Origin of the sequence: Bacteroides reticulotermitis JCM 10512 (genome assembly GCF_000517545.1) — a bacterium.
GTDB lineage: Bacteria > Bacteroidota > Bacteroidia > Bacteroidales > Bacteroidaceae > Bacteroides > Bacteroides reticulotermitis.
This window is the reverse complement of record NZ_BAIV01000002.1, coordinates 185,228-201,209: the sequence shown is the minus strand read 5'-3', so window position 1 is coordinate 201,209 and position 15,982 is coordinate 185,228. Positions and strand designations below refer to the sequence as shown.

At 45.0% G+C, this 15,982-nt stretch carries 5 protein-coding genes and 2 pseudogenes; all 7 read left to right on the top strand.

The features are described 5' to 3' along the window. Nucleotides 1-28 precede the first annotated feature (28 nt). The 7 genes and pseudogenes from JCM10512_RS01730 to JCM10512_RS01700 all read left to right on the top strand — a co-directional run bounded on the left by JCM10512_RS01730 (nucleotide 29) and on the right by JCM10512_RS01700 (nucleotide 15,809). Nucleotides 29-2,846 (top strand): annotated as a pseudogene (locus JCM10512_RS01730) (glycoside hydrolase family 2 TIM barrel-domain containing protein). Nucleotides 2,847-3,069: 223 nt separating this feature from the next. Beyond that, a complete protein-coding gene (purB, locus tag JCM10512_RS01725) occupies nucleotides 3,070-4,416 on the top strand; it encodes an adenylosuccinate lyase (RefSeq protein WP_044159803.1) in 1,347 nt (448 codons plus the stop codon). Between the two features lie 117 nt (nucleotides 4,417-4,533). After that, nucleotides 4,534-6,102: a pseudouridine synthase gene (locus JCM10512_RS01720; protein ID WP_044159801.1), complete on the top strand. Its 1,569-nt coding sequence runs from the start codon at nucleotides 4,534-4,536 to the stop codon at nucleotides 6,100-6,102. Nucleotides 6,103-6,127: 25 nt separating this feature from the next. Further along, nucleotides 6,128-7,530 (top strand): annotated as a pseudogene (gene asnS, locus JCM10512_RS01715) (asparagine--tRNA ligase). Nucleotides 7,531-7,873: 343 nt separating this feature from the next. Next, entirely contained in the window at nucleotides 7,874-10,417 is a 2,544-nt protein-coding gene (locus tag JCM10512_RS01710; protein WP_081741191.1) for a DUF4962 domain-containing protein, read from the top strand. Nucleotides 10,418-10,446: 29 nt separating this feature from the next. Continuing rightward, nucleotides 10,447-11,640: an AGE family epimerase/isomerase gene (locus JCM10512_RS01705; protein WP_044159799.1), complete on the top strand. Its 1,194-nt coding sequence runs from the start codon at nucleotides 10,447-10,449 to the stop codon at nucleotides 11,638-11,640. Between the two features lie 83 nt (nucleotides 11,641-11,723). Further along, nucleotides 11,724-15,809: a hybrid sensor histidine kinase/response regulator transcription factor gene (locus JCM10512_RS01700; protein WP_044159796.1), complete on the top strand. Its 4,086-nt coding sequence runs from the start codon at nucleotides 11,724-11,726 to the stop codon at nucleotides 15,807-15,809. The last annotated feature ends 173 nt before the right edge of the window (nucleotides 15,810-15,982 follow it).

The window sequence follows — 15,982 nt, the reverse complement described above, 5'->3', positions numbered from 1 at the left end:
TTATAGACCAAACGATTGATATATGAAGATGAACTATTTTTTTATAACTCTTTGTTGCGTATTTGCCCTTGGCATAAACGCGCAGAATACCGAAGTACGTTATCTCTCGGGCACAGGCTTGGGGCATACAAAAACCTGGGACTTTTATTGTTCCGCAGGATGAACAGTGCGAAGTGGAGTAAGATAGAGGTCCCGTCAGTCTGGGAACAACAAGGCTTTGGAGCATATACCTATGGCCGTTTTTACCTGGTGAAAGGTACTCAGCCAGTGATGAAAATGGCTTGTATCGTTATAAATTCAATGTCCCGGCTGACTGGAAAGATAAAGAGGTTAGCATTGTCTTCGAAGGAGTGATGACGGATGCGGAAGTCAAAATCAACCGGACTTTGGCAGGTGAGATTCATCAGGGAGCCTTCTATCGGTTTAGCTATGACATTACGGATAAACTAAAGTACGGAAAGAAGAATGAACTGGAAGTCAAGGTATGGAAGGAATCTGCCAGACGTTCGGTCAACGCAGCGGAACGTCGGGCTGACTGGTGGCTCTTCGGAGGTATCTATCGTCCCGTTTATCTGAAAGCTGTACCCAAAACACATATCGAACGTATTGCTGTTAACGCGACAGCGGATGGGAAACTATCGACCGATTTGTATGCGAAGAATTTGCCCGAAGGCTTTTCTTTGGCAACGTCCTTACGCTCTGTGGACGGCAAACAGAACCTGGGTAAGCAGGTGAATACACTGCACGGAAAAGATGTACAAACAATCTCTACCTCTTGGCAGAACGTCCGTAACTGGGATTGCGAGCATCCGAACCTTTATACGCTGAGGCTGGAGTTGCTCAATCCGCAGAAGCAAATAGTACACGTTCATGAGGAACGCATTGGCTTCCGTACGATTGAGTTTCGCCCGAAAGACGGCATCTATCTCAATGACACAAAGATCATCTTGAGGGGTACGAATCGGCACTGCTTCCATCCCGAAGGTGGACGTACCACGAATAAAGAACTGAGCGTGCAGGATGCTTTGTTAATCAAGAAAATGAATATGAACGCTGTTCGTTCGCACTATCCACCCGACAAACACTTCCTGGATGTTTGCGATTCGCTGGGACTCTTCTATCTGGATGAGTTGGCGGGCTGGCAGAATAGTTACGATGCCGAAGTTGGGCAGAAGCTATTGGCTGAGATGATCGCGCATGATGTCAATCATCCTTGTATCTTCATGTGGAGCAACGGGAATGAAGGAGGCTGGAATACGGCGTTGGACTCTCTCTTTGCCGCATACGATCCGCAGAAACGGCACGTGATTCATCCTTGGGCAGATTTCAACGGACTGGACACGCATCATTATCCGGCTTATCAAACGGGTACGTATCGTCTGGCCAATGGGTATAATGTGTTTATGCCTACGGAATTTCTACACGGATTGTATGACAGGGGGCACGGTGCCGGACTGGATGATTTCTGGAGCAACTATACTTCAAGTCCTTTGTTTGCCGGAGGTTTCCTATGGGCGTATGTGGATGAGGCTGTGAAGCGTACCGATACAGGCAAGCTCGACTCAGATGGTCCGAATGGCCCGGATGGAATAGTCGGCCCGTGGCGTGAAGAGGAGGGGAGCTTTTACACGGTTCGCGAAGTGTGGGCACCTATCCAGTTTAAGAATTTATACATTACGCCTTCGTTTAAAGGTGATTTTATGGTAAGTAATACGCATCTCTTCACCAACTTGAAAGCGTGTCGTATGAAATATCGTTTATACCAAACACCATCGCCGCTACTTGGGGCGAAGCAAACGCTAACGGCCGAAGGTACGGTGGCTCTACCGACTCTGAACCCCGGTGAAACAGGTGTGGCGCATATGGAACTTCCCCCGCACTTCTTTCAAGCAGATGTCTTGGAGCTAGAAGCATACGATCAACAAGGGAAGTCACTCTGCAATTGGACCTGGCCGGTAAAGTATGCCAAAGAATATTTTGAAACGCAACGTGGTAAGGTGGGAGTCTCTTCAAAAGCAGGTATGGCAAGCATAGGGGGCAAGGTCGTATTATCCGCTGGTGGTGTTTCGGCTGCTTTTGATAGTCAGGAGGGAACATTAACCGAGATCAAACGGAATGAACAGGTAATCCCGCTGAACAATGGCCCTATTCCGGTAGGCATGAAGGTGCGGTTTAAAGAAGGCTATACGTGTATGGAAGGGAATGATGCGCTTTATGTAGTGAAATACCTGGGGGCTATCGACTCGATTGTATGGCGTATGACCGGTGATGGTTTGTTGGGTATGGATGCGGTAATCTTTAACCGTCCAACCGGAGGTGGTTTCGGAGAAGCTTTCTTTGATAAGGAGGTGTACAACTTCGGACTGAGCTTCTCGTTCCCGGAAGAAGAAGTCAAAGCCATGCGTTGGATGGGACGTGGACCTTATCGGGTTTGGAAAAACCGCATCAAAGGAACCAACTATGGTATCTGGGAAAAGGCGTATAACAATACAATTACGGGCGAGAACTTTGAGAATCTGGTATATCCTGAATTCAAAGGGTATCATGCCAATATGTATTGGGCTACTCTTGAGTCTGACCGCGTGCCTTTCACTGTTTATTCGGAGAGTGATGGCTTGTTTTTCCGTGTCTTTACCCCCGAAGAACCTGTACAACGTCGAAACGGGGAGAATACGATGCGTGAGTTTCCGTCGGGAGATATTTCGTTCCTGTATGATATTCCCGCGATGCGTTCGGGCAAATCGATACCGGAGTTGGGGCCGAAAAGCCAACCTAGTACCATTCGCCTCAAAAAAGGAGACGATGGGTTCCGGATGAAGTTGTGGTTTGATTTCCGTCAACCGTAATATTCACTAAAATAAGACCTTCAGGGTTCAACGCATTATCACCTTAAGGGTCAGGTAATGTGGAATGGAGGACGAAAACTTTAAGGTATTCTTGCTAATACACTTGAGTTTTCGCCTTCTATTTTTATTTGTTACTGGTTTTATACAAACTTTCTGGGTTCTTTTGCCTTATTACTCAGGAAAAAGAGCTAATTTTGCAGCTTGATAATTATCTGAAAAACGTATGGAACTTGATTTATTGACGGCCATATCTCCAATAGATGGTCGATATAGAGGCAAAACGAAAGATTTAGCTGCTTATTTCTCAGAATTTGCACTGATAAAATACCGAGTACAAGTTGAAATAGAGTACTTCATCACCCTGTGTGAGCTACCTTTGCCACAGTTGGAGGGAGTTGATAAAGCAGTGTTTGAAACATTGCGTGCTATCTATCGCAACTTTTCGGAAGCGGATGCGCAACGCATTAAAGATATTGAAAGTGTGACGAATCACGACGTGAAAGCCGTAGAGTACTTCCTGAAAGAAGAATTCGACAAGTTAGGCGGACTGGATGAGTATAAGGAATTCATTCATTTCGGATTGACTTCACAGGATATAAACAACACGTCTGTACCTCTCTCGGTAAAAGAGGCTTTGGATAAAGTCTATTACCCGTTGGTAGAGGAACTGATTGCTCAGTTGAAAACATATGCGACTGAATGGGATAACATTCCGATGCTTGCCAAGACTCACGGACAGCCGGCTTCGCCTACTCGTTTGGGTAAGGAGATTATGGTGTTCGTTTACCGTTTGGAACGTCAGTTAGCCATTCTGAAAGCTTGTCCGATTACGGCTAAGTTTGGTGGAGCTACTGGGAACTATAACGCGCATTATGTAGCTTATCCGGCATATGACTGGAAAGTGTTTGGAGATCGTTTCGTGGCTGAGAAACTGGGATTGGAACGCGAAGAGTATACGACGCAGATATCAAACTACGATAATTTATCGGCTGTCTTTGATGCGATGAAACGTATCAATACAGTGATGATTGATATGAACCGTGACTTCTGGCAATATATTTCTATGGAGTATTTCAAGCAGAAGATTAAAGCCGGTGAAGTAGGATCAAGCGCTATGCCGCATAAGGTGAATCCCATCGACTTTGAAAATGCGGAAGGAAACTTGGGCATCGCTAGTGCTATATTAGAGCATCTGGCTGTTAAATTGCCGATCTCTCGTCTACAGCGTGACTTGACGGATTCCACCGTTCTACGTAATGTGGGCGTACCTTTCGGACATATCGTGATTGCTATCCAAAGTTCATTGAAGGGATTGCGTAAATTGCTGCTTAATGAAACGGCTATTTACCATGATCTGGATAATTGTTGGAGTGTAGTGGCGGAAGCTATCCAGACCGTTTTACGACGTGAGGCGTACCCGAATCCGTATGAAGCACTGAAAGCCTTAACTAGAACGAATCAGGCTATTACGGAAAACTCAATCAAAGAGTTTATTGAAGAGCTGAATGTTAGTGAGGAAATTAAAAAAGAACTGAGAGCTATTACCCCGCATACATACACGGGAGTTTGAAAATAAACTGTTAGTTGTGTGAACAATTAAGGTAGTTGCTTTATTATGTTATAATGAACTATAAGTTTTGATAAAGAACGGCCGTGAGGCCAATGTCTAATTTTATTCGAATAAAAAATGAACACAGAAAACGAAGAATGGCGTGAAAACTCTTCCAATGAAGAGAATTCCGGAGCCGGCCGTGATGGTAACAAGTATTACAACAGAGAAGGAAGTGGTGAACGCCCGTATCGTCCTTCTTACAATCGTGAAGGCGGTGATCGCCCTGCTTACAACCGTGAAGGTAGCAGCGATCGTCCGTATCGTCCAAGATTTAATCCGAACCGTGAAGGTGGTGATCGTCCTTCCTATAATCGTGAAGGTGGCGGTGATCGTCCGTATCGTCCTCGCTTTAATTCAGGCAATGAAGGTGGAGACCGTCCTCAACGTCCGTATGGTGACCGTCCTCAACGTCCTTCCTATAACCGTGAAGGCGGTGATCGTCCCTCTTACAACCGTGAAGGTGGTAGTGATCGTCCGTATCGTCCGTCGTATAACCGCGAAGGTGGTGACCGCCCTTCTTACAATCGTGAAGGTGGCGACCGTCCTCAGCGTCCGTATGGTGACCGTCCTCAACGCCCTTCCTATAATCGTGAAGGCGGTGATCGTCCCTCTTACAACCGTGAAGGAGGTAGTGATCGTCCGTATCGTCCGTCGTATAACCGCGAAGGTGGTGGTGACCGTCCGTATCGTCCGTATAACCGCGAAGGTGGTGATCGTCCCTCTTACAACCGTGAAGGCGGTGATCGTCCATATCGTCCCTCTTATAACCGTGATGGCGGCGGCGATCGTCCGTACCGTCCGAGATATGATGGAGGTGGCTCGCATGGCTTTTCTCGTCCGGTACGTCGTTCGGGAGACTATGACCCCAATGCTAAGTATAGCAAGAAGAAACAGATCGAGTACAAGGAGCAATATGTTGATCCGAATGAACCGATTCGTTTGAATAAATTCTTAGCTAATGCCGGTATCTGTTCACGTCGTGAAGCGGATGAGTTTATTATTGCCGGAGTTGTTACAGTTAACGATGTAGCGGTAACTGAATTGGGTACAAAGATCAAACGTTCGGATGTGGTTAAGTTCCACGATGAAGCGGTAAGCATTGAACGTAAAGTATATGTGCTGCTGAATAAACCGAAAGACACAGTGACCACTTCGGATGATCCGCAAGAACGCCGTACGGTAATGGATCTGGTGAAAGGTGCTTGTACGGAACGTATTTATCCGGTAGGACGTCTTGACCGTAATACAACCGGCGTACTGTTGTTGACTAACGACGGTGACTTGGCTTCCAAATTGACGCATCCTAAGTTCTTGAAGAAGAAAATTTATCACGTTCATTTGGATAAGAATCTGACGAAAGCGGATATGGAACAAATCGCTGCCGGTGTACAACTGGAAGATGGTGAGATCCGTGCGGATGGTATTAACTATGCGGATGATTTCAAGAAAGACCAAGTGGGAATTGAAATCCACTCGGGAAAGAATCGCATTGTACGCCGTATCTTTGAATCTTTGGGCTATAAAGTTATCAAACTTGATCGTGTATTCTTTGCCGGATTGACAAAGAAAGGCTTACGTCGTGGAGAATGGCGTTACCTGTCGGAAGCAGAAGTAAACTTCCTCCGTATGGGTTCGTTTGAGTAATATATAATGTATTTAAAATAGTTTTATGGAAAAAATTAGTAGAACAAAAATTGTTGATCTGTTGAAGCGTGATGATTTTGGCGCTAAGGTCAATGTGAAAGGATGGGTTCGTACCCGCAGAGGTAGTAAACAAGTAAACTTTATCGCACTGAATGACGGTTCTACAATAAATAATGTGCAGCTCGTAGTAGATTTGGCTAACTTCGATGAAGAGATGCTGAAACTGATCACGACTGGTGCTTGTCTAAGCGTGAATGGGTTAATGGTAGAATCGGTCGGTTCTGGTCAGAATGTAGAAATACAGGCTACTGAAATCGAAGTATTGGGAACTTGTGACAATACTTACCCGCTGCAGAAGAAAGGACACTCGATGGAGTTCTTACGTGAGATCGCTCATTTGCGTCCGCGTACGAATACCTTTGGTGCTGTGTTCCGTATTCGCCATCACATGCTATCGCCATTCATAAGTTTTTCCATGAAAAGGGATTCGTCTATTTCCATACACCCATCATTACTGCTTCTGACTGTGAAGGAGCCGGACAGATGTTCCAGGTTACTACCAAGAACCTGTACGACTTGAAGAAAGATGAAAATGGTGCTATCACGTATGACGACGATTTCTTTGGCAAACAAGCTAGTTTGACTGTATCCGGACAGCTGGAAGGTGAACTGGCTGCAACTGCATTGGGAGCGATCTATACATTTGGCCCGACTTTCCGTGCCGAGAACTCCAACACTCCCCGTCACTTGGCGGAGTTCTGGATGATTGAGCCGGAAGTAGCCTTTAATGATATTATCGACAACATGGATTTGGCCGAGGAGTTCATTAAGTACTGCGTACAATGGGCATTGGACAACTGTGGAGAAGATCTGAAATTCCTGAACGACATGGTTGACAAGGGATTGATCGAACGTCTGCAAGGTGTGATGCAATCTGAATTCGTACGTCTGCCTTATACAGAAGGTGTTCAGATACTGGAAGATGCGGTAGCTAAGGGGCATAAGTTTGAATTCCCGGTTTACTGGGGAGTCGATTTGGCTTCAGAGCATGAACGCTATTTGGTAGAAGTACACTTCAAACGTCCGGTGATTCTGACTGACTATCCGAAGGAAATCAAGGCTTTCTATATGAAGCAGAATGAGGATGGAAAGACTGTACGCGCTATGGATGTACTGTTCCCGAAGATCGGTGAGATCATTGGTGGTTCGGAACGTGAATCGGATTACAATAAGTTGATGACCCGTATTCAGGAAATGCATGTCCCGATGAAGGATATGTGGTGGTATTTGGATACCCGTAAATACGGAACATGTCCGCATGCCGGTTTTGGACTTGGCTTCGAACGTCTGCTGCTATTCGTAACAGGTATGGCAAACATTCGGGATGTGATTCCATTCCCACGTACACCGCATAACGCTGAATTCTAATCGTTCGGTATTAAATAAAGAAAAGCTCGCATAATTTAAACTATGCGAGCTTTTTTTGTCTTCGATTGCAAGCTAATCTTATCATGATCTGACTACGTGAGTAGGGAGCTTCTCTCTTCATAGAATCTCTCTCGAATGGTACTTCTACCCGACAAGTAAAACTGATGTCAGGAGGTAGGGGCTTTGATGTTCAACTACTAAAAGACAAAATCTAAATTGTTTTGGATGAATTCTATACCTCGAAGAAAGTATTCGGGGTATTAAAAACAGATATAAAAAGTCTGTTGCGGCCTTACTCTCTAACTTTGCTACCGTAATAAATACACCAAGTTAAATTAATAGTATGAATATCATCAATTCCCTCTTTTCAAAACGATTGTGTGTATGCCTGTTGCTGAGCTTCGGAGTATTCGGAGCTGTGAATATCATGGCACAGAAGCAATCCCTTTCCACGGTTCATGAGAATGAACGGAGAACACCTTATCCGCAGATCGGGCAAACGCTCTATATAAATCCGGCACCTTTACTCGTTCCGAAAAACAGGAAGCAGGCCGATTGCTTGCAGTTCGAACTCTCTCAGCAGAAAGACTTTTCAGGCGAAGGTAATATGCTGTCCAAACCTGTTCCTTGGTGTATGTTTAATCCACATCAAAAACTGTCGGCAGGGAAGTGGTACTGGCGTTTTCGTTCGGTAAGCTCATCGGGTGAGAACTTTCCTTGGAGTGAAACGATGGAGTTTGTAATGACTGACGATGTGCCTACATTCGTTACACCGACTTTTGATGTCCTATTAAAGAAACTTTCCGGAGAAACATCGCGTCTCAATTGTTTTCTGGATGATAAGCTCGGGGAAGCCCGGCAGAAGATGTACACTCATCCCGAATACAATCGAATGATCACTTCGGGACGTGAAGGGTTGGCGGCTAATTATAGTACCGATACGTTGGTTTCTAATCATGCAACGGCCATGGTTGATCTTTGCGAAAAGCTGCATACGGCCTATGTCTTGACACAGCGTGATGTGTATGCCAACAAGATGGTACAGTTGATTCGGTGGATTCTTCCCTCCCGGGTGACCGACCGCCAACTGAGTAATGATTTCTATGCGGGTGACTTGGCTTACCTGTTGGCGTGTTCTTATGAAACCTGCTATGATCGGTTTACACCTCAGGAACGTAACCAAATGGAGCAACTAATGCTCAGAATCATCGGTCACTATTATAAATCTCACTTTGCCGGTTCGATGGAGAATCATATTTTCAACAACCATCTTTGGCAATTTACGTTGAGAAGATTGACGCAGGCCTCTTTAGTACTTTATGATAAATACCCGGAAGCTCATGAGTTTCTCGAATATGCGTATGAACTTTGGACGGCACGTGCCCCGGCTACCGGATTTAATCGGGACGGTATCTGGATTAACGGAACTTGCTATTTCAGTGCGAATGCCATTACGTTGTATTATCTCCCGGCCTTGTTTTCCCACCTGACCGGAACTGACTTCTTTCAGCATCCTTGGTACAAAGGGGTTGGAAAGGCGATGGTATATAGCTGGCCACCACATTCCATCAGTGTAGGATGGGGCGACGGACATGAGCAAATGAATGATAAACCGCTCATTATCCGCAGTGCTTTTGCCGAATTCCTGCATCGGGAATTGAAAGATCCGTACGCTGCTTGGTACACCTCGATCGATCAACGCTATCTGATGGATGATGAAATGCGTTTATATCGCATGGTACGTCCGGAGGCTAAAGAGAAGATCACTACACTTCCCGCTAATGAACCGAAAGCTACTTGGTTTCGTGATTGCGGCGAAATGATCGCTAACTCAAATATGGCTGACTATCAGAATAACCTTTGCTTGAGTTTCCGATCGAGCCCATTTGGTTCAGGTAGCCATACACAATCTACTCAGAATGCGTTCAATCTACACTTCCGGGGAGTGCCTGTCTATGGTTCGACAGGTTATTACATGAATTTTACTGATCCTCATAATTTATTGGATTATCGTCATACGCGTGGTCATAATACACTTTTGGTAGATGGAATCGGGCAACCTTTCTCTATCAAGGCGTATGGGGATATTGTACGTATGCTTGGCGGAGAGAACATCTCGTATTGTTTGGGAGACGCCTCGAATGCTTACTGCGGCTTGAATGACTATCCGATGTGGATTCGGAATTTCGCTAACCAAGGTGTAGAAGAATCCCGAGAAAATGGTTTTGGAGAGACTCCGCTGACCTTGTATCGTCGGCATATATTCTTATTGCATCCGGACAAAGTGGTGATTTATGACGAAATGGAAGCAAAGACTCCTGTGCGTTGGGATTGGCTGTTGCATAGTCCGGTACCGTTTGCCATTGATAAAGATACGAAGCTGTTGACTACACGGAATGAAGCGAAGCAGTTCACTTCAGTTGCACAGTTATTCAGCAATCAAGCATGTGATATAACACAGACAGATCAGTTTGTTGTAGCACCGGATATAACGAAAGCAGTCCGGGGTGAAAAATTGGCGAATCAGTGGCATCTGACTGCAAGCTTCGCGTCCAGCAAGCGTAACCGTATTCTGACTATCATTCAGGTACAGCCCGATGGAATAAAAGCAGCCGACATCTCGCGTCAGGGAAATCGTTTGCAATGTGGCGATTGGGTGATTGAAGCCGAACTGAATGCGAAGAATCCAGCCAAGCTCTTTATCGAGAACCGGGTTAATAAAGCAACTTTCAGCTACGGAACTAAGAAGGTGTCGGTGGGCGATCATGAATATTCCCTTTCTGCGAAAGAGGCCTCATTGCTGTATGATTGTGTAAATGGTCAGTGGAAGGTGCAGGAAATGACTGATATACCTGTACAGCCAACCGGCGCAATATCGAAACAATAGGTATTATAATTATAAACATCCAAAGAAGAATGAAAAAGAAGAACTATGTTGCGGTAGCAGGGCTTGCTATATTAACCGCATGCAACTCTCCTCAGAATAATAATATGGAGTGGTTTGACAATGCTGTGAATACATCCGGGCATCAATTGCTCTATATGGCCGAACAGTTAAAGAATGAACCGGACACACTTTGCTTTCCGCGTTCGATTAAGGACGGGAAGTACCGTCTGGAGAATCCGACAGACTGGACGACCGGCTTCTACCCCGGAAGTATGTGGCTGGCTTATGAGCTGACAGGAAATGAGGCTTTAGCCAAACAAGCCCGTTTGTATACCAATCGGTTGGAAGAGATGCAGTATTACACAGGTAACCATGATTTGGGCTTTATGATGTTTTGTAGCTATGGGCAGGGGTTGCGTCTCAAACCGGAGCTTGGCGATAGCTTGATTTTGGTTAACTCATCCGAGAGTCTGAGTTCGCGTTATGATTCGAAAGTGGGACTAATCCGCTCATGGGACTTCGGTGAGTGGAGTTATCCGGTGATTATTGACAATATGATGAATCTCGAAATGCTTTTCTGGGCATCCGAACGGACCGGTAATCCCAAGTTCCGTGAGATCGCGGTTGCTCATGCCGCTAAAACGTTGAAGAATCACTTTAGAGACGATATGACTTCTTATCATGTAGTTAGCTATGATGCAGCCACAGGTGATGTAGAGTCAAAAGGTACATTCCAAGGTTATGCAGACTCTTCAGCATGGGCTCGTGGCCAAGCCTGGGGTGTTTATGGATATACCATGTGTTACCGTTTTACCAAGCAGCCGGAATATTTGGAAGCTGCTCATAAAATCGCGGAATATATTATGTCAAACCGTCCGGCGGAAAACGATTACATTCCTTACTGGGACTACAATGCTCCGAACATACCCAATGAACCGCGTGATGCTTCGGCAGCTTCTATAACTGCTTCTGCCTTATTGGAATTGAGTGGTTATGGTGATAAAGCACAGGGGCAAAAGTATTTTCAATATGCCGAACAGATCTTAAAACAACTCTCTTCGGATGAGTATCTAGCTAAAGAAGGTGAGAATCATGGTTTTATCCTGAAACATTCGGTGGGAAGTTTTCCGCACGACAGTGAGGTGGATACCCCATTGAATTATACTGACTATTACTATTTAGAAGCTCTGAAACGGTATAACGAGACGAAGGATACAATCTGAACATAAAGCGATGCTTTGTTGTAGATGTCGGTTTGAATACATACCTTTACGTCCACTAACTATCTATTGAACTGTAATAATCCATGAAGAACCGCCATCTACTCCTATTTTATATGGTAGGACTCGTTTCCTCCTTTTTCTACTGTCCGCTTGGTACATCATTGCACGCTGATGACAACTCATTCCACTTTAAACGGTTGTCTGTGGATGATGGCTTATCTCAAAACACGATACTCGCTTTGACGCAAGATCACGATGGGAAAATATGGGTAGGTACGGCCGAGGGACTAAACTGGCATGATGGTTTCCGGTTTGTATCTTTCTATAAATCCCTGAATGATACAATCAGTTTGGGCAATAACCATATCTACTCGCTTTACACCGACCGGAAAGGGGTTGTATGGGCGGGCACTATGGTTGGGTTATCCCGGTATAACATTGTGGGCAATAACTTTACAAACTTCTCCTTGCCGGGCAATCAGTCTGTACAGGTCTTTGCCATTGAAGAACCGGCGGATAAGGATCAGTTACTGTTAGGAACCAGTCGTGGGCTGGCGGTGTTTGAGAAGAGTACCGGTAAGATGCGGATGCTTCCGCAATTACAAGATCGAAATGTTTATTCCATCCGTGAGATTGGAGATGGAGTGCTGCTGGGAACTTCTGCCGGTATCTACTTTTATTATCCGCGTAACGGGAATGTGGCACAGCTACTGCCGGAACTGAAGAATGAAGTGATTTCCAGCATTGTTTATGACGATAAGACAAAAAACTGCTGGCTGGCTTCGTTGACAAACGGAGTATACCGGGTAGATGATAAATTCCGAATTAGCGAACACTATAACCGGCAGTCACATCCGAAACAATTTGTGTCCAATGCTGTTCGAACCTTACAGTTTGATGATCAGGGACGCTTGTGGATTGGTACCATAGAAGGCTTGCTGATACTTCGTCCTGAATCCCGGCAGATCACGCAATATCGTTTTTCCAGCGAAAATCCTTATTCTTTGGGACACAACTCCGTCCGTTCTCTCTTGCAGGATAACCAAGGTGGCATGTGGATTGGAACATATCATGGAGGGCTGAACTACTACCATCCGTTGGCTCCTGTTTTCAATGTCTTGCAACATTCTACGTATCATAATTCGTTGAGCGATAATACAATCAGTTGTATTGTGGAAGATCCCGTTAAGCGTAGACTTTGGATTGGAACGAATGATGGAGGGCTGAACTATTATGATCGGGAGACGGGACAGTTTACGGCTTACTCGGAGAAGGAGACTGCTTTACGGTCGAACAATATAAAATGTGTATTCCCGGAGGAAGACGGTACGGTGTATATCGGTACACATGGAGGCGGACTGAGTCGATTGAATGTGCAGACCGGGCATATCGATACCTATAACATTCCCGAGGCCTTGTCACTGAAAAATAGTTGTTACTCTTTGCTGGATGGCGAAGATGGTACACTTTGGGTTGGTTCGATGGACGGTTTATATCACTTTGATAAGCAAACCAAAGAATTGCTTCCTCATCCGCTGGCTCTGAAATACCCCCAGCTCAAAGGAGTACTAGTCTCCACACTCTTTCGGGATTCGAAGCAACGAACCTGGATTGCTACCGAGGAGAGTTTGTATATGTATGCAAACGGGAAAGTGCAGGTAATGGTTGATTCAACGAGTGTTTATTCGCTGGGATTAATTCAGGCTTTGTGTGTGCAAGAAGATAGTCATCATACCATTTGGGTGGGAACCTCGTCCGGTTTGTATCGTTATGCCGAACAATCGCCTTCTTCCTGGAAACACTATTCAATGAAAGACGGGTTGCCGAATGATTATGTGGGTAATATTTTAGAAGATCAGCGTGGCCGATTGTGGTTAACTACCAATAGAGGATTATCTTGCTTCGATCCGGCAACGAATACTTTTCGCAACTATACTAAAGAAGATGGTTTGCCGCATAGCCAGTTTACACAAGCAGCGGTTTGTAAATCGAGAGATGGGTTATTTTTCTTGGGCACACTGAATGGAGTCGCTTATTTCAGCCCGAATAATTTTGCCGGAAGTCCTTTTGCCCCCAATGCTGTGATATCGGGTGTTGCCGTGCTTAACAGTCCCGTAACTATGGCGGAGAATGGAGCTATCAAGTTTTACCAGGCAACGAATGGCAAACTATTGGGTGTTTCTTTCCCCTCCGAGATGAAGCTCTTTCGGGTTAGCTTCTCTGTGATCAACTATCTTTCCGGGCGTCGGAATAAGTTTGCTTATAAGCTGGAGGGCTACGATGATGAATGGATTCATTCAGCTTGGGCAGGTTCTCGGGGAGTTAGTTATTCCAACTTACCTCCGGGCAAATATATCTTTAAAGTGAAGGCGTGCAATGATAGCGGGCAATGGTCGGAAACTCCTACCGAATGTTTTATCGATATTCTTCCCATGTGGTACCAGACTTGGTGGGCTAAGACCCTCTTTGTCTTGCTTATTATCGGCATTCTGATTTTTATCGTCTACTTCTTTATTACCCGTGCCAAGATGAAGATGCGGATGCAAATCGAACAGATTGAACGAAGTAAAATAGAAGAGGTGAGTCAGGAGAAGGTACGCTTTTATATCAATATGTCTCACGAGTTGCGAACTCCTTTGAGTTTGATTCTGGCTCCCTTAGAAGAGTTGCAGAATGAATCTACATCATTTGACGCTGGGGTACAGCAGAAGTTCTCGTTGGTTTTCAAGAATGCGCATAAACTGCTGCACATTGTGAATCAGCTACTAGATTTCCGGAAAGCCGAGTCGGGAGCGTTGCCACTTAATGTTACGTTGGCTTCGGTTGAGGAATTGGCGAACCATGTGTTTACTTTATTTAGAGAGAACGCTCGGAAACGGAATATTACGCTGGAGTTCCATTCAGAACTTCAGAAAGAACTTTTGCCCGTGGATAAGGCTTATCTGGAAACGATCTTGATGAACTTGCTGTCTAATGCCTTTAAGTTTACACCGGACGGTGGAGAGATAGCATTGACTTTGTGGAAGAAAGAAACTACGTACGGCTTTTCGGTCAAGGATAACGGTATTGGTATTCCGGCGGAAAAGCTCTCTCGCATTTTTGAACGTTTCTATCAGGTTGATGAGGATCGGAAAGGTTCCGGAATCGGACTCGCATTGGTAAAGTCACTGATTGATAAACACCGCGGCACCATAACTGTTGATAGCACGCCGGAGCGTTTTACCGAGTTTACCATAACCTTACCCGCAGCTATAAGTGTTTTCCCCATGGAAGAGAGGGGAGAAGAAAAAGAATCCGGGCTTTTGCAGGAAGATGCTATCTCATTGGTGGATGAGGCCTTCATTGGAGCAGTTGTTCAAGAACCGGAGGAAGCAACCGAACCGACTGATGCGACCGAAGAGGGAAGGCCAACCATCTTATTGGTAGATGATAACCGGGAGATTGTTGATTATCTGAAGGGGCATTTTCAAGCGAAATACGTCACCTTAACTGCGGGGAACGGAGAGGAAGCATTGGCCATCATGAAGCAACAGAAGGTAGACTTAATCCTTTCCGACGTGATGATGCCGGGCATTGACGGCATTAAACTCTGTGAGATCGTTAAGAAGAATTTGCAGACCTGCCATATTCCGGTGATTTTGTTATCGGCTAAGGGAAGTATCGAAGCACAGACCGTAGGTATTCAAGTCGGTGCGGACGATTATATACCCAAACCCTTCTCCATGAATATTCTGCGGGGTAAGATTGAAAATATACTAAAAGCCAGACAACGGTTGAGGTATTATTACTCGAACACCATTGATATCGATGTCGCTAAAATGACTTCGAACACGTTGGATGAGGAGTTCATGACGAAAGCGATTCAAATAGTAGAAGACTGCATCGATAATGAGGACTTTACGGCAGATGAACTTGCGGAGAAACTATTTATGAGTCGTTCGTCTTTATATCTCAAAATGAACTCGGTCTCGGGAGAACCGCCTGCTAACTTTATACGGCGTATTCGTTTTAATAAGGCGTGCCAACTGTTATTGGAAGGACGCTACTCGGTAGCTGAAGTGAGTAGTAGAGTCGGATTTAGCTCACCATCTTATTTTTCCACCAGTTTCAAGAAGCACATCGGTTGCTTACCTTCGGACTATGTGAAGAACTTGAGGAAACGAGAGTAGGTAAGGGGCATAGACTACATCTAACTCATAACTAAAAAAAGAAAGATAAATAAGAACACTGTGTTTGCGGGGGGTGTCTTATTTATCTTTTCTTTATGTTGAAGGTCGTTTCTTGACTGTCGGCTTAACCTAACCAGCCTGTTTCAATTATCTAATGCAAATGTACGTTTATT

Excerpts from the sequence above, each read along its gene's own strand:
- purB (WP_044159803.1), top strand. The coding sequence starts at position 3,070 with ATGGAACTTGATTTATTGACGGCCATATCTCCAATAGATGGTCGATAT.
- JCM10512_RS01720 (WP_044159801.1), top strand. The coding sequence starts at position 4,534 with ATGAACACAGAAAACGAAGAATGGCGTGAAAACTCTTCCAATGAAGAG.
- JCM10512_RS01705 (WP_044159799.1), top strand. The coding sequence starts at position 10,447 with ATGAAAAAGAAGAACTATGTTGCGGTAGCAGGGCTTGCTATATTAACC.
- JCM10512_RS01710 (WP_081741191.1), top strand. The coding sequence starts at position 7,874 with ATGAATATCATCAATTCCCTCTTTTCAAAACGATTGTGTGTATGCCTG.
- JCM10512_RS01700 (WP_044159796.1), top strand. The coding sequence starts at position 11,724 with ATGAAGAACCGCCATCTACTCCTATTTTATATGGTAGGACTCGTTTCC.